A 19,192-nucleotide genomic window follows, 5' to 3' on the forward strand; every position below is an offset into this window, starting at 1 on the left:
GACGCAGCCCGTGCGCACGCCCGAGCGCGAAGACCCGGTCCGACGCGTCCGACGCCTGCGGGCGCAGATGCGGTGCGAACACCGCGTCGATGTCCGAGCCCACGTCATGGCCCGCATCCTTGTCCACGGTCGCCAGGAGCACCCCGCCGGGCCGCAGCACCCGTGCGCACTCCGCGAGCACCGGCTCCGCGTCCGGCACCAGATGCAGCAGCCAGATCAGGCTGACCGCGTCGAAACCGCCGGACGCGAACGGCAGCCGGCACCCGTCACCGAGCACGACGGAACCCGGCAGCCGCTCCACCGCCCGCGCCGCCATCCCGAACGCCGCGTCCACACCCACGACACGCAGCCCGGGGCCGGCGAGCCGCTCCGTCACGATCCCCGTACCGCAGGCCACGTCGAGCAGCAGCGCGGCGTCCGGCGGCAGCAACTCCCGTACCGCCGCGGCAGCGGCTTCCGCCCGCGGAATCCCACCGCGCGTACGGTCGTAGACGGCCGCCTCGGCGGTGTAGTCCAGCACTCAGCTCGCTCCGTGTCCGGCGGCCAGCGCCTCCACGCGCTCGGCGAGCGCGAAGTCGAGCTCGGTGACGGCGCCGCCCGCGCTGTGCGTGTTCACGGACAGGCCGACCGTGTTGTAGCCGAGGGCGAGGTCCGAGTGGTGGTCCAACTCCTCCTGGACCTGGGCGATGTGCACCACCATCGCGGTGGCGGCGAAGTGCGAGCCGAGACGGTACGAACGTTCCAGCCGCCCCTCCGCCACGGACCAGCCGGGCAGCTCGCGCAGGCGTTCCTCGATGTCCTTCTGCGACAGCGGTTCCACAGGCATGACGTACTCCTCAGATACGCGCCGGAAAGACGCGCCGATCACGCGTCCGGCCACTTTCAGCCTGCCACAGAGCTGCGACGACGGATGCTCTACGGTCGTACACATGACCAAGGGTGCGGGACCACTGCTGCGTGCCTGGCGTGAGCAGCGCCGGATCAGCCAGCTCGAGCTGGCCCTGCGCGCCGACTCCTCCGCGCGGCACATCAGCTTTGTGGAGACCGGGCGTTCGCGCCCCAGCGAGGACTTCCTGCTGCGGATCGCCGAGCATCTCGACGTACCTGTACGTGAGCGCAACGCCCTGCTGCTCGCGGCCGGTTACGCCCCGCACTACCCGGAGACCCCCCTCGACGAGCTCGGCACCCTGCGCGAGGGGCTCGAACAACTCATCCACGGCTACGAGCCGTACCCGGCGCTGATCGTGGACGCCACGTACAACGTGATCGCCGCGAACCGCGGGATCGCGATGCTGATGGACGGCATGTCCGAGGAGGTGCTCACGACACCGCTCAACGCGATGCGGCTGACGCTGCACCCGCGTGGCCTCGCGCCGAAGATCCGCAATCTCGCCGAATGGCGCGGGCATCTGCTGCATCAGATGGAGCGGCAGATCGCCCTGCGCCGTTCGGATGCGCTGCGTGCGCTGTACGAGGAGGTCGCGGCGTATCCCGTGGACGACCCGGGCGAGAGCGCGGTCGACAACTCCCCTGTCCCCTATGTGGCGTTGCCGCTGCGGGTGGAGCACGACGGGCGGACGCTGTCCTTCGTGTCGTCGATCTCGACGTTCAACACGCCCATGGACGTGACCGTCGCCGAGCTGGCCATCGAGACATTGCTCCCGGCCGACCCGGCGACGGTCAAGTACCTTCAGTCGATGCTTCCTTGAGCCTGCCGTTCAGCGCTTCATCATCGCCCGCAGGGCGGTGTACTGGAGCGCCGCGAAACCGGCCACGGTCAGGGCCTGCATCGGGATCCACACGGTGCCGGCGGTACTGGGACTGAACCAGAGCACGAGGGCGACAAGGCTCATCACCGCCCAGGCCAGGTTGATCTCGACGACGGCGCGCACGGGCAGCACGGGCGGCTCCCGGCGTGCGGCGATCAGAGCGACCCCGGCCGCGTACGCGATGAGCCCGAGGCCGAGCGCGAGCAGCAGCCCCGAGTCGATCCCGAGGAACCGCCCGAGCGGCCCGGAGGCGACGGCGTAGGCAAGACCGTTCGCCCCGGTGACGACGGCGTCGAGCCCGAGGAAGAGCCGGAGCGCGGCGCGGGGTTCGCGGGTGCGCAGGGGGCCGGCGATGGTGGTCATCGACGATGCAGACATGGGATACCTCCGACGCGAAACGGGTGGGTGGTGGGCCGGCCGCCGGGATCGGAGTGCGCCGCCCCGGTGGCCGGTGAGAACACCATGCCGGGCGGGGGGTGGGGTGGTCGATTACGTGGGAGGTAATGCTGAGGCGCGTACCTCGGGCACTGATCAGCGCACTCAGCGTGCTCTGGCCCTCGGCCGTACGGGGTCGGGCGTCGTCGGTGTCGGTTTCGGCAGGCGGGCCGGGTTGCACCTGGATGAGGTTGTTGCACATGCCGTAGCGGCATGTGATGGGGTCGGGGCGTCACAGCACGAAAGGCTCTGTCTGCGATGTACCCCTCCCTCACGCCTCCCCGGCAGGTCAAGATCGGTGATGCCGCCGCGTTCGCCGGGATCACCCCACGCGCCATCCGCCACTACCACGAGATCGGTCTGCTGCCGGAGCCCGAGCGCGGTGGGGACGGCCGCCGCCGCTACGGCTATGACGACATGATCCGCCTGCTGTGGATCCGCAAGATGGCTGATGCCGGTATCAGCCTGGACGACATGCGGTCCGCCTTCGGCGAAGCCCGGGACGAAACCGGAGACGCAGCCCTGGACCAAGGCCCGGATATCGAGTCGGTCCTGAGCAGGCTGGAGGAAACCTTGGCGGCGCAGGAGGCCGTCATCAAACGACGGCGCGCGGCTGTCCAGCGCCTTCAGGTGGTAGGCAGCCCGCTGGGGCTGCTCTCCGAACTGGTCACGGACCGGCTCAGTCACCTGCCCCCGGGCGCGTTGCGCCCCTCCGACCTGGACGCCCTGCTGGTCACGGAACGGATCTTCGGGCCGCTGGGCGCCGCCCTCCAGGCTGACGCGTTCATCGTGCTGGCCACCCACCCCGACCTGCGGGCCGAGGAGGACCGCCTTGAGGCCGCCGAGGCCGCCCTCGACGACGGCGTCGAACCCGACGACCCGCGCGTCGAAGAGCTCGCCGTGCAGCGATGCGCTCACCAAATGGCCCTGAGTCAGGCCATCGAGGCAGCCGGCCTCGATGCGGCCGAGGAGGAAATCTTCGAGATCTACGACGCCGACCTGAAAGGTGAGGAGGGCGCAGGGATGAGTGCCGCCGCAGCGATCACCAAGATGCCCTACGACTTCTCTCCGGCCCGGATGCGCTGCGTCGAACTCGCCGGACGGCTCTTCGGCGAGGCCCTTGCCGGCGACCACCCCACATCACTTGGTCAGTCGGCCGAGGGCCCGTGAGACCAAAAGGGCGGCCAAGTCATCGACTTGGGCCTGAGCAGTTCAACAAGACCCGCTGACGTCCGAGAAATGGTGGAGACCGCTACACCCCCACGTGGGGAGGCTGCTGTCTCGTGCCGGGGGCCCGTGGGTTGCGACGGTTTTCCTGGACGATTCGGCTCAGGAAGGCGGACGGGATGTTCAGGCGGCGTACGGGTGGGCTCGCGAGTGGGACGGTGGTGGCCGAGCCGGTCGCGGCCCTGGAACTGGACGGGGTGAGCCGCGCGTTCGGCGAAGGGGTGCGGGCCCTCGAGGACGTCACGCTGCGGATCCCCGCCGGACGATTCGTCGCCGTCATGGGCCGTTCCGGGTCCGGGAAGTCGACTCTGCTGCAGTGCGCGGCGGGCCTGGACCGCCCGACGTCGGGGACGGTGCGTATCGGTGGCCGGGATCTCTCGGGGCTGAACGAGGCCACGCTGACGCGCGTACGGCGCGACCGTGTGGGCTTTGTCTTTCAGGCGCTGAACCTGGTGCCGTCGCTCACCGTCCTGGAGAACGCGGGTCTGCCGCTGCTCCTCGCGGGACAGGAGGGCCCCTGGGAGGACGAGGCGCTGCGGGCCCTGACCGCGGTCGGGCTCGCCGGCCGCGCCGGCGACTCCCCCGCCCGGCTCTCGGGCGGTCAGCAGCAGCGGGTGGCGCTCGCCCGCGCCCTGGTCACCGAGCCCGCGGTGGTCTTCGCCGATGAACCGACCGGCGCCCTGGACCCGGTGACGGCCGCGGAGGTGCTCGCGCTGCTGCGGGCCGCGGTGGACGAGCGGGGCCGCACGGTCGTGATGGTGACGCACGATCCGGCGGCGGCGCAGTGGGCGGACGAGGCGGTGTTCCTGCACGAGGGGCGGCTCGTGGGCCGTGTCGAGCGGCCGGAGGCAGAGCATGTGCGGGAGGTGCTGCGGGAGTTGGGCGGCACGGCGGGCAGCGGTCGGTGGAACCGGTCCGGGCACCGGAACGGGTCATGAGGGGCCCTCAAAGCCTCCTCGCCGCCCGGGCCCACCGTGCCCACCGCCGGGCCTGGTGGGCGGTCGCGGCGGCCCTGCTGGGGACCTCCGCCCTGCTCGGCTCCTTCGCGCTCACGCTCGCGTCGACGGCGTTGGGGCACGCGCGCGTGGAGCGGTACGCCGGCGCGCCGGTCGTGGTGGCCGGTGACCAGACCACCCGCTATACGGCGAAGCCGTGGGGTTCCGAGCCCGAGACGGCGACGGCCGCTCTGACGGAGCGCGTACGGCTGCCGGACGCGACGCTCGATGTGCTGCGGGACGTGGCCGGCGTACGGGCGGTCGTGCCCGACGTGTCCGTACCCCTTGCTTCCGGCGGCCGGCTTCTGGACGGGCACCCTTGGGACGTGGCCCGGTTGGCCCCGTACAAGCTTCTGGAGGGACGCGCACCGGCCCGGCGCGGCGAGATCGTCGTCTCGGCGGATCAGGGACGCTCGCCCGGCGAGCGGATCGGCCTGAGCGCGCACGGCACTGCGCGGACGTACGAGATCGTGGGCGTCGCACAAGGCAAGGGCTCCGTGTACTTCACGCAGGCACAGGCCCGCACGCTCGCCGGCCACCCGGGGTCCGTGGACGCCATCGGGCTGCTGCCCGAACCCGGCGTCAGCCGGACCGAGTTGTACGAGCGGACGCGTACCGCTCTCGACGCGGCGGGCGCCCGTGATGTGAGCGCGCCGCACCGGGCGAAGGACGATGTGCGGCCCTTGCGGGTGCTGACCGGTGACGGCCGCGGACTCGCCGAGCGGCTGGAGGCTCCGGCGGCCCGGACGGGCGCGCTGGAACTGCTCGGTGCCATCGCGGCCACCGTCGTCCTGGTCGCCTTCCTCGTGATCTCCTCGCTGGTGGCGCAGGCGTTGCGTCAACGAGCCGCCGAGCTGGCCCTGTTGCGCGCGGTGGGGGCGTCGCCCCGGCAACTGCGCGCCTCCGTGGGGCGCGAGGTGCTGCGGGTGGCGGTACGTCCCGCGCTGCTCGGCGCGCTCGCTTCCGTACCGGCGTTCTTCGGGCTGCTCCACCTCCTGCGTTCCGGTGGCGCGCTGCCCGCCGGGCTCGAACTGCCCACACCTGTCTGGCTGTTCGCTGCTCCCCTGGTCACGGCCGGGCTGACGGTCGGGGCAGCGCGACTGGCCGCCCTTCTCGGCTGCGCGCGTGCCGCACGCGTCCGGCCGGCCCAGGCCTTGGGCGAGGCGCACGGCGCGTCCCGCGATCCGGGCAAGGGGCGCCGTATCGCCGGTCTCGTCCTGCTGGGTCTCGGGGTCGGCTCGGCGGGCGCATCCGCAGCGCAGAGCGGGGCCGCGGCCGCGATGGCGGCGAGTACGGCCGCCCTCACGATGGTGATCGGCTGTGCGGTGCTCGGACCGTGGATCGCCCGTGGTGCGCTGGCCGTCCTCGGCCGGATCCTGCGGCGGCGCGGACCTCAAGGGAGGCTGGCCGCTTCGGAGTTGACGGCGAACACCGCACGCTTCGGGGCGGCGATCACTCCGATCGCGCTGGTGACGGCGTTCGTGGTGGTGCAGCTCGGCGCGGGCACGACGATGCAGCGCGCCGGTGAGCGCCAGGCCGCCGCCGCCCTGCACGCCGAACTGCGCGTCACCGGCGGCGGATCACCCGAGGAGATCCGCCGCATGCCGGGAGTCGCGGCCGCCACGGGGCTCGTCCGCGGCACCGTCGTCGTGGCCGGCAAAGAGGCCGGTGCGCCGAAGCTCGACCGGCTTCCGGTACTTGGTGTCACGCCCGAGGGCCTGACCCGCACCCTGGACCCGGGGCCGGTACAGGGATCGCTGGACGAGCTGCGCCCGGGCACGGTCTCGGTCGGCAGTGACCGCTCCCGCGCGCAAGACCTGCACGTCGGCTCCCGGACGCAGGTGCGTTTCGGCGACGGTGCGCAGCGCACGCTGAAGGTGGTGGCCGTCCATGAACGTGGCCTGGCTCTCGGCGAGTTGCTGTTCTCCCACGACGAACTGACCCGCCATATGACCTCACCGGACACCGCGGAGGTCCTGGTCGCGACGGACGACGCAGCGTCGGTACGTGACGGACTGGGCAAGGTCCCCGGCGCCGACGTGACCGTCGCCCGCCCCCTGCATCTCACGCTCCCCGACCAGGCGTTGAACGACCGGCTCGGCCGGATCGCGGTCGCGGCCATCGGCGGCTTCACCATGCTCGCCGTGCTGAGCACGCTCACCCTGATCTCCGTGGGCCGCCGCCCGGCGCTGCGGCTGCTGCGCCGGGTCGGTGCCGGGCGGGCCCAGGTGCGCGGGATGCTGCGCGCCGAGGCGGCCGTGGTGGCACTGACCGGGCTGGCCTTGGGGACGGCGGTGGCCGCGGTGCCGCTGCTCGCGTTCAGCTTCGCCACGGCCCGGGCGCTGCCGTATCTCCCCCTCGCCCAGGCCGCGTTGATCGCCGTCGTGGTGACGGCGACAGCCTTCGCGGGCACGCTGCTGCCGGTCCGCGGGGCCTCGCGGTGAGCTCCGTGCGCCCCCGCGGAGATGCGCCCGCGGACAGGCGCGCAAGGCCTCACGGTGATGCTCAGTGGACGGCGTCGAGCCTGGCCCGCTGGTCCTCGGTGAGCACCAGATCGGCGGCGGCCAGGTTCTCGTCCAGCTGGGCGAGCGAGGACGCCCCCGCGAGCGGGATGGTCGGGATGTCGCTGTCGATCAGCCAGGACAGGACCACCTGGTTGGCACTCGCCCCGGTCTCCTTCACCACCTCGTCGAGCACAGCCCGGCGCGCGGGGGTGCCGGCGTGCTCGAGGGGATAGTCGATGGGCTTGTCGGTACGGGTGTAGGCGCCGGTGAGCAGCGGGCTGTACGCGACCAGGGTGAGTGCGGGGTTGTTGCGCACGTAGTTCTGCAGCTCCCCCGAGAACACCCCGATGTCGCCGTCCTGCGAGAGCTGGCCGGGGATGTCGGTGCGGCGGCGCAGATACGTGTGGTGGTACTGGAGCACCTCGTAGCCGGGCAGCCCCGCGGCGGCCGCGATGGCGCGGGCGCGCTCGACCTTCCAGGCCCAGTGGTTGCTGACGCCGAGGAGGCCGACGGTGCCCTCCTCGACGAGCGCGGCGAAGCCCTCCACGGTCTCGGTGAGGCCGGTGTCCGGGTCCTCGATGTGCGCGTACAGGAGATCGAGCTTCTCCACGCCGAGACGCTCGCGGCTGGCCTCCGCGGACTCGCGGATCACCTTGGCGCTCAGGCCCTCGGCGTTGTCGGTGTAGCTGGTGCCGGGTGCGAGCGGGCGGGCGCCGAGCTTGGTGGCGATGACGATCTCGTCGCCGATGCCGCGGCTGCGGCGCCAGTTGCCGATGATGGTCTCGCTCTCGCCGCCCTGGCTGCCCGTGTTCCAGAACGCGTAGTTGTTGGACGTGTCGATGAAGGTGCCGCCCGCCTCGACGAAGCGGTCGAGGATGGCGAAGGCGGTGGCCTCGTCGGTGCGGGTGCCGAAGAGCATGGCGCCGAGGCTGAGGACGCTGACCTTGCGGTGGGTGGCGGGGTTGGTGCCAAGGGTGCGGTAACGCATTGGGGGTCCTCCTCAACGTGCCCGCTGAGTGCGGGGCGTTGAGGAGGACTCTGCCTGTTGAAGTGCACGCGAAGGCAAGCCCTGTCCGGCAGGACTTACCCGTTCAGGTACGCCAGCACCGCCCGCACCCGCCGGTGACCGCCCTCCGTAGGTGGGAGGTCCAGCTTCGTGAAGACGTTGCCGATGTGTTTGTGGACCGAACGCTCCGTGATCACCAGGGACTTGGCGATCGTGGCGTTGTCGTGGCCCTCGGCCATGAGCTGGAGCACCTCGCGTTCGCGTGCCGTGAGGGAGTCCAGCGGGGAGCCCTGGCGCCGGCGTGAGAGGAGCTCCGTCACGACCTCGGGGTCGAGCGCCGTACCGCCGGACGCCACCCGTTCCAGCGCGTCGAGGAACTCGTCGACCCGGCCGACCCGGTCCTTCAGGAGATATCCGACCCCGCGCGCACCCCCGCCGAGCAGCTCGGCGGCGTAGGTCTCCTCGACGTACTGGGACAGGACGAGAACCGGCAGGTCCGGCAGCGACTCGCGGGCCGCGAGGGCCGCCCGCAGCCCCTCGTCCCGGAAGCCGGGCGGCATCCGTACGTCCAACACCGCTGCGTCCGGGCGGTGTTCGAGCAGCTGTGGCAGGATCTCCGGGCCGGTCGACGCGACGCCGGCCACGTCGTGACCGGCCGACTGGAGGAGCAGTACGAGCCCTTCGCGCAACAAGGCGTTGTCCTCGGCGATCACCAGGCGCACGGCAGCTCCACTTCGATCTCGGTCGGCCCTCCGGCGGGGCTCGTCAGGGACACGGTGCCATCCAGCGCGGCGACGCGGCGCCGTACCCCGATCAGTCCGCTGCCCGCGGACTCGTCCGCTCCCCCGCAGCCGTGGTCGCGTACGAGCACCCGGAGCATCCCCGGGGTGCGTGTGAGTGCGACCTCTGCGCGGGTCGCCCCGCTGTGCTTGGCCGCGTTGGTGAGGGCCTCCGCGACCACGAAGTACGCGGCGGCCTCCACGGCGGCGGGTGCGCGAGGACCGTCGGTCACTCCGTCGGCCGCCACCTCCACGCTCAGCCCGCTGGAGGCCGCGAGCGCCCGGACCGCCCCGTCGAGGCCGCGGTCGGTGAGCACGGGCGGATGGATGCCCCGTACGACATGACGCAGTTCCGCGAGGGCCTGTTCGGCCTGGTCCTGGGCGTCGTCCAGGAGTTTGCGGGCGGCTTCGGGATCGCGGTCGTACGCGCGCTTGGCGAGACCGATCCGCATGGACAGGGAGACGAGCCGGGCCTGCGCGCCGTCATGCAGATCGCGCTCGATGCGGCGCAGTTCGGCGCCGTGCGCGGCGACCGCTCCGGCGCGGGTCTCGGTGAGCTGCTCGACGCGCTGGGCGAGGTCGGCGCCGGGCGGCGGCTGGAGCAGTCCTCGGGACCAGGAGCAGGACAGATCGGCGAGGACGTCGAAGACGGGCAGCACCACGGGCCGCCGGCCGAGCACGCCGCACCAGATGCCGTCGACGATGATCGCGGGCAGCCAGAGGATCAGGGAGAGGTAGCAGAGCACCAGGCCGTAGACCAGCTGCGCGAGGACCCAGCGCAGGTCGCGGTAGGTGGCGGGATCGGTGGTCGCGTGCCGGAGCCGTTCGGCGACCGGTCCGGTCAGCGGCAGATACGCCTGCGGCACCCCTTCCCCTGTGCGCGCCCCGACCCGGCGCCGCTCGAAGGACGCGAAGCGCCGTACGGTCTGCACGGTCTCGGGCAGGATGCCGGCGCCGACGATCAGCAGGGTCGCCACGAGCCCGAGCAGCAGCAGACCGAGCATCAGATAGCAGGCGAGGCTCACCGCGGCACCGATCAGCAGGTGCCGGGTGGCGAGCCATGCTCTGCGTATCGCCGCGTCCATGGTCATCAGGCTAGGCGCCGGGCCGGACCCTAGGCCTGCTGCTTGTCGCGCAGCAGCCACAGGCCGACGGCGGAACCGAGGAAGAGCACGCCGGTCGGTATGGACACGGCGACCTGGGTGAGGCCCTCCCACAGGAAGCTGGTGGAGACGTTGACGATGAGGGCGACGACGAGCAGCAGCCACAGCAGGGGCTTCATGACGGACTCCGAGGTGGTGGGCGGGCGGTGCTTGACGTGATCCATCCTGGCAAGCGCTCCGGGGCCGCGACGACGGTGCCCACTGGCCGATACAGGGTGGAGCGGGCTACACCACCGCCGGCCGGTCACTCCCGGTAGCCGCCCGCCCCGGACGGCCCCCGCCAACATGTGGGGCCCGATCAGCAGACCTACCGTCGCCTCATACGTGTCCGCACGCGCCGACCGAGGGAGCCGAGCGGTGACCGACCAAGTGACCGAGCCGGGCGCCGCGCTGTTGCGCGCCGGGAAGTTCTTCCGGCGCGGCGAGGCCGCCCCCGATATGCACAGCGTGCAGCTCAAGGGCGGTCGGCAGGCCGACACCTTCTACCGGGACCGCTGGAGCCACGACAAGGTCGTGAACTCCACGCACGGCGTGAACTGCACCGGTTCCTGCCGCTGGAAGGTGTACGTCAAGGACGGCATCATCACGTGGGAGACCCAGCAGACGGACTATCCGTCGGTGGGCCCGGACCGCCCCGAGTACGAGCCGCGCGGCTGCCCCCGCGGCGCCGCGTTCTCCTGGTACACGTACTCGCCGACGCGCGTGCGCTACCCGTACATCCGCGGTGTCCTCCTGGAGATGTACCGCGAGGCGAAGGCCCGGCTCGGTGACCCGGTCCTGGCCTGGGCGGACATCCAGGGCGATCCGGAGCGGCGCAGGACGTACCAACAGGCCCGCGGCAAGGGCGGGTTGGTGCGCGCCACGTGGGACGAGTCGCTCGAGATCGTCGCGGCCGCGCACGTCCACACCATCAAGCAGCACGGCCCGGACCGTGTCGCCGGCTTCTCGCCGATCCCCGCGATGTCGATGGTCTCGCACGCGGCGGGCGCCCGGTTCATGAGTCTCATCGGCGCCCCGATGCTCTCCTTCTACGACTGGTACGCGGACCTCCCCGTCGCCTCCCCGCAGGTCTTCGGCGACCAGACGGACGTGCCCGAGTCGGGCGACTGGTGGGACGCCGCGTATCTGATGATGTGGGGCTCCAACGTCCCCGTGACCCGCACCCCCGACGCGCACTGGATGGCCGAGGCGCGCTACCGCGGCCAGAAGGTGGTCGTGGTCGCGCCCGACTACGCGGACAACGCGAAGTTCGCCGACGAGTGGCTGCACCCGCACCCCGGCACGGACGCGGCGCTCGCGATCTCCATGGGGCACGTCATCCTCAAGGAGTTCTTCGTCGACAAGAAGACCGACTTCTTCGACGACTACGTGCGCAAGTACACCGACCTGCCGTTCCTGGTGACGCTCGTCGAGAAGGACGGCGCGTACGTCCCCTCGAAGTTCCTGCGCGCCAGCGACATCGGGCAGGACAGCGAGGCCGCCGAGTGGAAGACCGTCGTCCTCGACGAGACCACCGGTCAGCCGGCCGTCCCCAACGGCTCCCTGGGCTTTCGCTGGACCGAGTCCGGCATGGGCAAGTGGAACCTTCAGCTCGGCTCGATCACCCCGCAACTCTCCCTGCACGGCACGGAGTTCGCGACCGGCGTCGAGGTGCTGCTCCCCCGCTTCGACACCGAGGGCGGCGAACACGGCCAGGGCCGCGGCGAGATCCTTTCGCGCGGTGTCCCGGCCACGCGGCTCGGCGGCCAGGACGGCCCCCTGGTCACCACGGTCTTCGATCTGCAGCTCGCCCAGTACGGTGTCGCGCGCGACGGTCTGCCCGGCCAGTGGCCCGCCTCGTACGACGACGCGGAGACCCCCGGCACCCCGGCCTGGCAGGAGGCGCACACCTCCGTACCCGCCGCGCAGGCCGTCAAGATCGCCCGGGAGTTCGCCCGGACCGCCGAGAAGTCCCGCGGCCGCTGCATGATCCTGATGGGCGCCGGCACGAACCACTGGTTCCACTCCGAGCAGATCTACCGCTCCTTCCTCGCCCTGCTCCAGCTCACCGGCTGCCAGGGCCGCAACGGCGGCGGCTGGGCGCACTATGTCGGCCAGGAGAAGTGCCGTCCGGTGACCGGCTGGGCGACGCTCGCCGGAGCCGGCGACTGGTCTCGGCCGCCGCGGCAGATGATCGGCGCCGCGTACTGGTTCCTCAACACCGACCAGTGGCGCTACGACAAGTTCCAGGCCGACGTCCTCGCCTCGCCGCTCGGCGAGGGCCGCTTCGAGGGGATGACGGGCGCGGACTGCCTTGCCCTGTCTGCGCGTTCGGGCTGGATGCCCTCGTATCCGACCTTCAACCGCAACCCCCTCGACCTCGCCGAGTCCGCCGACCCCGTGGCGGACACGGTCGCGGAACTGAAGGCCGGGACGCTGAAGTTCGCCTGCGAGGACCCGGACGCCGAGGAGAACTGGCCCCGGGTCGTCACCCTGTGGCGCGCCAACCTCCTGGGTTCGTCCGCGAAGGGCGCCGAGTACTTCACCAAGCACCTGCTCGGCACCCACTCCTCGCTGCGGGCCGAGGAGGCCGGTCCCGACGTACGGCCACGGGATGTGAAGTGGCACGAGGAGGCACCGGAAGGAAAGCTCGACCTGCTGCTTTCCCTGGACTTCCGGCAGACCTCGTCCACGCTCCTGTCCGACGTCGTGCTGCCCGCCGCCACTTGGTACGAGAAGCACGACCTGTCGACCACGGACATGCACCCCTACGTGCACTCGTTCACCCCCGCGGTGAACCCGCCGTGGCAGGCCCGCACCGACTTCGACACCTTCCTCGGACTGGCCCGTAAGTTCAGCGAGCTGGCCCGCCCCCACCTCGGCACGCGCAAGGACCTGGTGGCGACCGCGCTGCAGCACGACACCCCGGGCGAGATCGCCCAGCCCGGCGGTGTGGTGCTCGACTGGAAGCGCGGCGAGTGCGAGCCGGTGCCCGGCAAGACCATGCCGAACCTCACCGTGGTCGAGCGGGACTACACCGCGATCGGCGAGAAGTTCGCGGCGCTCGGCCCGCTGGTCGAGAAGCTGGGCCTGCCCGCGAAGGGCATCGCGCTCCACCCCGACCAGGAAGTCGAGGAGCTCAAGCAGCGCAACGGCACGGTACGCGGGGGCCCCGCGGACGGACGGCCGCTGCTCGACACCGCGATCAAGGCGGCGAACACCATCCTCGCCCTGTCCGGCACGACCAACGGACGCCTCGCCACCCAGGGCTTCCACACCCTGGAGAAGCGCACCGGACAGGAGATGGCGCACCTCGCCGCCGAGCACGAGGGCAAGCGCATCACGTACGCGGACACACAGGCCGCCCCCGTACCGGTGATCACCTCGCCCGAGTGGTCGGGCAGCGAGTCGGGCGGCCGCCGCTATACGGCCTTCACGCTCAACACCGAGCACTTGAAGCCCTGGCACACGCTCACCGGACGCCAGCACTTCTTCCTCGACCACGACTGGATGCACGAGCTCGGCGAGGCGCTGATCGTCTACAAGCCACCGCTGGACATGCACCGCCTGTTCGGCGAACCAAGGCTCGGCGTCGACGGCACCAAGGAAGTCACCGTCCGCTACCTCACCCCGCACAACAAGTGGTCCATCCACTCCGAGTACCAGGACAACCTGTTCATGCTGTCGCTCTCGCGCGGCGGCCAGAACATCTGGATGTCCCCGCAGGACGCGGACGCGATCGGCGTGAAGGACAACGACTGGATCGAGGCGGTCAACCGCAACGGTGTGGTCGTGGCCCGCGCGATCGTCTCGCACCGGATGCCGCAGGGCACGGTCTACATGCACCACGCGCAGGAACGCACGGTGGGCGTCCCGAAGACGGAGACCACCGGCAAGCGCGGCGGCATCCACAACTCGCTCACCCGGGTCCTGATGAAGCCCAGCCATCTCATCGGCGGCTACGCGCAGCTCTCCTGGGCCTTCAACTACCTCGGCCCGACGGGCAACCAACGCGACGAGGTCACGGTCATCCGTCGCCGCTCGCAGGACGTGGAGTACTGACATGCGCGTAATGGCCCAAGTAGCCATGGTCATGAACCTCGACAAGTGCATCGGCTGCCACACCTGCTCGGTTACCTGCAAGCAGGCGTGGACCAACCGGACCGGCATGGAGTACGTCTGGTTCAACAACGTCGAGACCCGGCCCGGCCAGGGCTACCCGCGGCGGTACGAGGACCAGGAGAAGTGGCAGGGCGGCTGGGTCCTCAACAAGCGCGGCGCCCTCAAGCTCAAGAACGGCGGCCGGTTCAAAAAGCTCGCGCACATCTTCTCCAACCCGAAGCTGCCGGAGATCAAGGACTACTACGAGCCCTGGACGTACGACTACAAGAACCTCACCGACGCCCCGCTCGGCGACGACTACCCGGTGGCGGAGCCCCGTTCGCTGATCACGGGCAAGCCGATGAAGATCGAGTGGTCCTCGAACTGGGACGACAACCTGGCGGGTGCGGTCGAGCACGGGCCGCAGGACCCGATGGTCGAGAAGGTCCGTGAACAGGCCGCGGAGAAGGTCAAGTTCGCGTTCGAGCAGACCTTCATGTTCTATCTGCCGCGCATCTGCGAGCACTGCCTCAACCCGGCGTGCGTGGCCTCCTGCCCCTCGGGCGCGATGTACAAGCGCAACGAGGACGGCATCGTGCTCGTCGACCAGGACCGCTGCCGCGGCTGGCGGCAGTGCGTGACGGGCTGCCCGTACAAGAAGGTCTACTTCAACCACTCCACCGGCAAGGCCGAGAAGTGCACGATGTGCTACCCGCGCGTCGAGGTCGGTCTGCCCACGGTCTGCTCGGAGACCTGCGTCGGCCGGCTCCGCTACCTCGGCGTCATCCTGTACGACGCCGACAAGGTGACCGAGGCCGCCTCCACGAAGGACGACAAGGCGCTGTACGAGGCCCAGTTGGGCGTGTTCCTCGACCCCGACGACCCCGAGGTCCAGCGGGCCGCCGAGGCCGCGGACATCCCGTACGACTGGATGGAGGCGGCCCGCCGCTCCCCCGTACGCGCGCTGATCAGCAAGTACAAGGTCGCGCTCCCGCTGCACCCGGAGTACCGCACCATGCCGATGGTCTGGTACATCCCGCCGCTCTCCCCCGTCGTCGACGCGCTCACCGAGACGGGCCACGACGGTGAGGACGCGGACAACCTGTTCGGCGCGATCGACACCCTCCGTATCCCCCTCGAATACCTCGCGGAGATCTTCACGGCCGGCGATATCGCCCCCGTGCGGTCCTCCCTGAACAAGCTGGCGGCGATGCGCTCGCACATGCGGGCCATCAACCTCGGTGACGTGCCCGACCATACGATCGCCGATTCGGTGGGCATGAGCGCGCAGGAGATCGAGGAGATGTACCGGCTCCTCGCGATCGCCAAGTACGAGGACCGCTACGTGATCCCGACCGCGGCCGTCGGCGACGCGAAGGCCCTGGAGGAGTCCGCGGTCCCCGACACCTGCTCGCTGGACCACGAGGGCGGTCCCGGCATGGGCGGCGACGGGCCCTTCGGCCAGGACTCCGGCTCCGGCAAGAAGCAGCTGCCGCTGGTCTCGATCGAGAACTTCCACGCGGCCCGCAAACGCCAGACCTCCGACGAAGAACCGGCCGATGTGAGGGAGCAGCAGTGAAGCACGCGGTCCTCTACCAGGCAGCTTCACTCTGCCTTTCGTACCCCGACGACGAGTTCCGCGCCCGCCTGCCGCTGCTGCGTCAAGCCGCCCCGCAGTTGCGGGACTTCCTCGACTTCGCCGACGCGACGGACCCCACCGAACTCGCCGCGCACTACGTCAAGGTCTTCGACTTCAAGAACCGGCACAGCCTGTACCTGAGCTGGTGGCGCGACGGCGACACCCGGCGGCGCGGCATGACCTTGGTCGGCTTCAAGCAGGTGTACCGCGAGCACGGTCTGGAGTTCTCCGACGAGGAGCTGCCGGACTTCCTGCCGGCGGTGCTCGAATTCTCGGCGCAGGTCGACGCCCGGCTGCTGCTCGAATTCCGCCCGGGCCTCGAACTGTTGCGCCTCGCCCTCACCGATCACGGCACGCCCTACGCGAGCGTGCTCGATGCCGTCTGCCGCACGCTGCCCGGCCCGTCCCCCAAGGACAAGGCGGCCGCGATGGCGATGGCCAAGTGCGGACCGCCCATCGAAACCGTAGGCCTCGAACCCTTCACGCTCGTGGGAGAGCCGTCATGAACACGCTCCTTTGGGGGGTCCTGCCGTACGTCGCCGTCGCGCTCCTGATCGCGGGCACGTTCTGGCGCTTCAAGTACGACAAGTTCGGCTGGACCACCCGCTCCTCGCAGGTCTACGAGTCGAAGCTGCTCAACATCGCCTCGCCGATGTTCCACTACGGGCTGCTCTTCGTGCTCGTCGGACATCTGATGGGTCTGTTCATCCCCGAGTCCTGGACCGACAAGGTCGGCATGGACGAGCACCTGTACCACCAGATGTCGCTGTACGGCGGCACGGCGGCGGGTGTGCTCGCGGTGCTCGGTATCGCGCTGCTGCTCTACCGGCGCCGCACCAACACCCCGGTCTTCAAGGCGACCACGGCCAACGACAAGGTCATGTACCTGGTGCTGCTCGCCGCGATCGTGATGGGCATGTGGGCCAAGCTCACCAACTCCAGCCCCTCGCACGGCTACGACTACCGTCTGACGATCGCGCCCTGGGCCCGCTCCCTGTTCACCTTGCAGCCCGACGTGGACAAGATGGTGGGCGTCCCGCTCACGTACCAGATCCACGCCGTCATCGGCCTGCTGCTGTTCGCCCTGATCCCGTTCACGCGCCTGGTGCACATGTTCAGCGCGCCCGTGCAGTACCTGTTCCGCCCGTACGTGGTCTACCGCAGCCGGGACGAGACGCAGCTGGGGTCGCGCAAGGAGCGGCCGGGGTGGGAGCGGACGAAGTCGTAGCGTCCGTCAACGGGGCGTCTGCGCGGACTGGTTGAGATGCTCCCGTACGGGCCCGGTGTCGCCCGGGAGTGCGCGGCGGTGCCTGACCGGGGACAGGATCAGGGGCAGTCCGCTCAGGCAGAGGCAGACGGCGCCGGACCACAGGGCCGCGCGCAGGGAGACGTACTCGCCGATGAGGCCGGACAGGGCCCCCGCGACGGCCATCGCGCCCATCAGCATGAAGCGGAAGGTGGCGTTCATCCGGCCGAGCAGCGGTGCGGGGGTCAGGCGCTGGCGCAGGCTGACGCCGAGCACGTTGCCCAGGCCGGTCGTGAGGGTGAACAGAAGCCACGCGCCCGATGCCACCCACAATCCCGCGCCGCGGTCGATGAGCGGCACGAGGAGCCCCACCGGCGCCACGCACAGGTTCACCAGGGCGAGGCAGCGGCCGAAGCCGAACCGGGCGGCGAGCGGGCGGGCGCACCAGGCGCCGAGGAAGATCCCGACTCCGCCGATGGCCCAGTACACGCCCAACAGACCTGCGGACAGGTGGAGTTCGCGGGCGAAGAGCACCGGCAGCATCGTGTTGATCATGACGCCGCCGAGGTTGCTGAGGGTGCCGGTGAGGGCCAGGGCGCGCAGTTCGGCGTCGCCCAGGACATGCCGCAGGCCTTCGGCGATCTGGGTACGCAGGCTGGTAACCGGCTCGGGTCCGGCTTTCCGTACGGGCTCGTCGTCCGTGCTCTTGAGCCGCATCAGCCGGAACCCCGCAATCAGGTAGCCCACGGCCGCGCAGGCCAGCGCCACCGGCGCGCTGAGGAACTGCACGAGGCCGCCGCCGGCGCCCCGTCCCGTGATACTGCCGGCCGCCTGCAGGCTGACGAGCGCCGCGTTGGCCGGCACGAGGGAGTCGGGGCCGACGACGCGAGGCAGGGTGCTCTGCGCGGTCACGTCGAAGAAGACCGTGCAGACACCGTCGAGCAGGACCACCGCGCACAGCTGCCCGAACGTGAGCACATCGAGCCACCACGCCAGCGGTACGGACACCAGCAAGGTGCCCCTGCACAGGGCCGCGACGACCAGGACCTTGCGGTGCGCAAGGCGGTCGACCCACGCGCCCGCGGGCAGTCCGATCACCAGGAACGCCAGCGTGCCGAGGGCGGCGAGGAGACCGACCTGGCCCGCGCTCGCGTCCAGGGCCAGGAGGGCGAGCAGGGGGACGGCGACGTAGGAGACGTTCATGCCGAGGACGCTCAGGGCGGAGGCGGAGAACAGCGTGCGGAAGTCGCGGATCCGCCACGGGGAAAGGGTGGGCATGACCAGCACGGTGCCCCGGCGTCGCTGGCCTGTGCCAATGTTTTAGTCTGAGCTGAATCTGAGCAGGGTCGGCGGTGGACCCTCGGAGGGCGGGCGCATGCTGGAGATCGAGTTCTCGGCCGAGGACGTGGCCCGCACCCGCTTCTCGATCTCCCCGCTCTGGGAGGTCGTCGCCGGCGTACGGATCCTGCTCGGCGCGGACGAACAGCATCTGCACCGGACCTGGACCGCGCAGGTGCGGTCCAGGATCGCCGCCGCGCGCCTGGACCTGACCCCGCTCGCGGCGCTCGTGCCGCCGGGAACCAGCTCGGTCCCCGGCTTCCTGACGCCGCCGCCGACCACCCCCGGCCCCTCCCTCGACGTCGAACTCGCCACGCTGCGCGCCACTGCGCCGGAACGGCTGCGCGCCGGGCCCTCGCAGGCGCAGCCCGGTGTGCGGGCGCTGCGCGCGGACCCGGAGCGCGGTCTGGGCCGGCTGGCCGATCTGATCTCCGCGTACTGGGAACTGGCGATGGCGCCGTACTGGCCGCGCATCCTCGGCCTCCTGGAGGCCGACATCCAGTACCGCGCCCGGCGCTTCGCCGAGGGCGGCACCCGGCGCCTCTTCGAGGACCTGGACCCCCAGCTGTCCTGGGATTCCGGCACCCTGCACGTCAGGCACCGGTTCCTGCACGGGGTGCGACGGCTCGACGGACGGGGGCTGCTGCTCGGGCCGTCGGCCTTCGTCTGGCCTCGGGTGTTCTGGACGACGGACATGGTGGACCAGCCGACGCTGCGTTATCCGCCGCGCGGCGTGGGAGAGCTCTGGTCGCCGCGCCCCGACCCCGAGTCCGCCACCCTTGCCAAGGTCCTCGGAGCGTCCCGCGCCCGCCTCCTCACGGAACTCACGTCCCCCGCCTCCACCACCGACCTTGCTCTGCGCACGGGCCTCACCCCGGGCGGAGTCTCCCAACACCTGTCCGCGCTACGGGAGTCCGGCCTGGTCTCCGCCCACCGCGCGGGCCGCGTGGTGCTGTACGCGCGCACACGGATCGCGGAGGACTTGGTCGCGGGGGCGGAGGGGCGGCGGCC

17 protein-coding genes are annotated in these 19,192 nt (G+C 70.9%); 9 read left to right on the top strand and 8 right to left on the bottom strand.

The window, feature by feature from the left end:
* Both G6045_RS28145 and G6045_RS28150 read right to left on the bottom strand, forming a co-directional pair.
* The coding region (locus G6045_RS28145) for a class I SAM-dependent methyltransferase (RefSeq protein ID WP_165334935.1) at nucleotides 1-520 on the bottom strand (520 nt) is incomplete at its 3' end.
* On the bottom strand, nucleotides 521-826 hold the full coding sequence (locus G6045_RS28150; RefSeq protein WP_165334936.1) for a 4a-hydroxytetrahydrobiopterin dehydratase: 306 nt from the start codon (nucleotides 824-826) through the stop codon (nucleotides 521-523).
* A 103-nt stretch (nucleotides 827-929) separates the two neighbouring features.
* Between G6045_RS28150 and G6045_RS28155 the strand changes: the two genes are divergently transcribed.
* Nucleotides 930-1,709 (top strand): helix-turn-helix domain-containing protein, encoded by a 780-nt coding sequence (locus G6045_RS28155; protein WP_165334937.1) that lies wholly within the window; start codon nucleotides 930-932, stop codon nucleotides 1,707-1,709.
* A gap of 9 nt (nucleotides 1,710-1,718) precedes the next feature.
* Here G6045_RS28155 and G6045_RS28160 read toward each other — a convergent pair whose 3' ends face one another.
* On the bottom strand, nucleotides 1,719-2,147 hold the full coding sequence (locus G6045_RS28160) for a hypothetical protein (RefSeq protein WP_165334938.1): 429 nt from the start codon (nucleotides 2,145-2,147) through the stop codon (nucleotides 1,719-1,721).
* Nucleotides 2,148-2,462: 315 nt separating this feature from the next.
* Between G6045_RS28160 and G6045_RS28165 the strand changes: the two genes are divergently transcribed.
* The 3 genes from G6045_RS28165 to G6045_RS28175 all read left to right on the top strand — a co-directional run bounded on the left by G6045_RS28165 (nucleotide 2,463) and on the right by G6045_RS28175 (nucleotide 6,870).
* The gene (locus G6045_RS28165) at nucleotides 2,463-3,374 is read left to right on the top strand and encodes a MerR family transcriptional regulator (RefSeq protein WP_165334939.1); all 912 of its coding nucleotides are present in this window, start codon (nucleotides 2,463-2,465) and stop codon (nucleotides 3,372-3,374) included.
* Nucleotides 3,375-3,550: 176 nt separating this feature from the next.
* Nucleotides 3,551-4,369, top strand: coding sequence for an ABC transporter ATP-binding protein (locus G6045_RS28170; protein ID WP_165334940.1), 819 nt, complete (start codon nucleotides 3,551-3,553; stop codon nucleotides 4,367-4,369).
* On the top strand, nucleotides 4,366-6,870 hold the full coding sequence (locus G6045_RS28175) for an ABC transporter permease (protein WP_165334941.1): 2,505 nt from the start codon (nucleotides 4,366-4,368) through the stop codon (nucleotides 6,868-6,870). Before G6045_RS28170 ends, G6045_RS28175 begins: the two co-directional genes overlap by 4 nt.
* Before the next feature lie 61 nt (nucleotides 6,871-6,931).
* Here the strand turns inward: G6045_RS28175 and G6045_RS28180 are convergent, their stop codons facing one another.
* From G6045_RS28180 to G6045_RS28195, 4 genes are all read right to left on the bottom strand, one after another.
* Entirely contained in the window at nucleotides 6,932-7,918 is a 987-nt protein-coding gene (locus G6045_RS28180) for an aldo/keto reductase (RefSeq protein ID WP_165334942.1), read from the bottom strand.
* 95 nt (nucleotides 7,919-8,013) lie between these two features.
* On the bottom strand, nucleotides 8,014-8,658 hold the full coding sequence (locus tag G6045_RS28185) for a LuxR C-terminal-related transcriptional regulator (protein WP_165334943.1): 645 nt from the start codon (nucleotides 8,656-8,658) through the stop codon (nucleotides 8,014-8,016).
* On the bottom strand, nucleotides 8,646-9,800 hold the full coding sequence (locus G6045_RS28190) for a sensor histidine kinase (protein ID WP_206344265.1): 1,155 nt from the start codon (nucleotides 9,798-9,800) through the stop codon (nucleotides 8,646-8,648). The genes G6045_RS28185 and G6045_RS28190 overlap by 13 nt, the downstream gene beginning before the upstream one ends.
* A 29-nt stretch (nucleotides 9,801-9,829) precedes the next feature.
* Entirely contained in the window at nucleotides 9,830-10,042 is a 213-nt protein-coding gene (locus tag G6045_RS28195; protein ID WP_165334934.1) for a hypothetical protein, read from the bottom strand.
* A 193-nt stretch (nucleotides 10,043-10,235) separates the two neighbouring features.
* Here G6045_RS28195 and G6045_RS28200 point away from each other — a divergent pair, with 193 nt between their 5' ends.
* Genes G6045_RS28200 through narI form a run of 4 tightly spaced genes read left to right on the top strand, consistent with a single transcriptional unit; the run spans nucleotide 10,236 to nucleotide 16,825 of the window.
* Complete coding sequence (locus tag G6045_RS28200; protein ID WP_328707928.1) at nucleotides 10,236-13,919, top strand: nitrate reductase subunit alpha; 3,684 nt, start codon at nucleotides 10,236-10,238, stop codon at nucleotides 13,917-13,919.
* Between the two features lies 1 nt (nucleotide 13,920).
* Nucleotides 13,921-15,537 carry a nitrate reductase subunit beta gene (gene narH, locus G6045_RS28205; RefSeq protein WP_165334945.1) on the top strand — a complete coding sequence of 539 codons (1,617 nt, stop codon included), beginning with the start codon at nucleotides 13,921-13,923 and terminating at the stop codon, nucleotides 15,535-15,537.
* Nucleotides 15,534-16,103 (top strand): nitrate reductase molybdenum cofactor assembly chaperone, encoded by a 570-nt coding sequence (narJ, locus tag G6045_RS28210; RefSeq protein WP_165334946.1) that lies wholly within the window; start codon nucleotides 15,534-15,536, stop codon nucleotides 16,101-16,103. Before narH ends, narJ begins: the two co-directional genes overlap by 4 nt.
* Nucleotides 16,100-16,825, top strand: coding sequence for a respiratory nitrate reductase subunit gamma (narI, locus tag G6045_RS28215; RefSeq protein ID WP_165334947.1), 726 nt, complete (start codon nucleotides 16,100-16,102; stop codon nucleotides 16,823-16,825). Before narJ ends, narI begins: the two co-directional genes overlap by 4 nt.
* A 6-nt stretch (nucleotides 16,826-16,831) precedes the next feature.
* On the opposite strand, the gene G6045_RS28220 is transcribed toward narI, so the two are convergent.
* Complete coding sequence (locus tag G6045_RS28220) at nucleotides 16,832-18,121, bottom strand: MFS transporter (protein WP_165334948.1); 1,290 nt, start codon at nucleotides 18,119-18,121, stop codon at nucleotides 16,832-16,834.
* 97 nt (nucleotides 18,122-18,218) lie between these two features.
* Here G6045_RS28220 and G6045_RS28225 point away from each other — a divergent pair.
* On the top strand, nucleotides 18,219-19,192 hold a 974-nt coding region (locus G6045_RS28225; protein ID WP_165334949.1), incomplete at its 3' end, for an ArsR/SmtB family transcription factor.

Source organism: Streptomyces mesophilus, from assembly GCF_011044995.1.
GTDB classification, from domain to species: Bacteria; Actinomycetota; Actinomycetes; order Streptomycetales; family Streptomycetaceae; genus Streptomyces; species Streptomyces mesophilus.

Bases quoted from the DNA above. Each gene is read 5' to 3' on its own strand.
- G6045_RS28150 (WP_165334936.1), bottom strand. From the start codon at position 826: ATGCCTGTGGAACCGCTGTCGCAGAAGGACATCGAGGAACGCCTGCGC.
- narI (WP_165334947.1), top strand. From the start codon at position 16,100: ATGAACACGCTCCTTTGGGGGGTCCTGCCGTACGTCGCCGTCGCGCTC.
- G6045_RS28190 (WP_206344265.1), bottom strand. From the start codon at position 9,800: ATGGACGCGGCGATACGCAGAGCATGGCTCGCCACCCGGCACCTGCTG.
- G6045_RS28195 (WP_165334934.1), bottom strand. From the start codon at position 10,042: ATGGATCACGTCAAGCACCGCCCGCCCACCACCTCGGAGTCCGTCATG.
- G6045_RS28180 (WP_165334942.1), bottom strand. From the start codon at position 7,918: ATGCGTTACCGCACCCTTGGCACCAACCCCGCCACCCACCGCAAGGTC.
- G6045_RS28165 (WP_165334939.1), top strand. From the start codon at position 2,463: ATGTACCCCTCCCTCACGCCTCCCCGGCAGGTCAAGATCGGTGATGCC.
- G6045_RS28175 (WP_165334941.1), top strand. From the start codon at position 4,366: ATGAGGGGCCCTCAAAGCCTCCTCGCCGCCCGGGCCCACCGTGCCCAC.
- G6045_RS28160 (WP_165334938.1), bottom strand. From the start codon at position 2,147: ATGTCTGCATCGTCGATGACCACCATCGCCGGCCCCCTGCGCACCCGC.
- narH (WP_165334945.1), top strand. From the start codon at position 13,921: ATGCGCGTAATGGCCCAAGTAGCCATGGTCATGAACCTCGACAAGTGC.
- G6045_RS28220 (WP_165334948.1), bottom strand. From the start codon at position 18,121: ATGCCCACCCTTTCCCCGTGGCGGATCCGCGACTTCCGCACGCTGTTC.
- G6045_RS28155 (WP_165334937.1), top strand. From the start codon at position 930: ATGACCAAGGGTGCGGGACCACTGCTGCGTGCCTGGCGTGAGCAGCGC.
- G6045_RS28170 (WP_165334940.1), top strand. From the start codon at position 3,551: ATGTTCAGGCGGCGTACGGGTGGGCTCGCGAGTGGGACGGTGGTGGCC.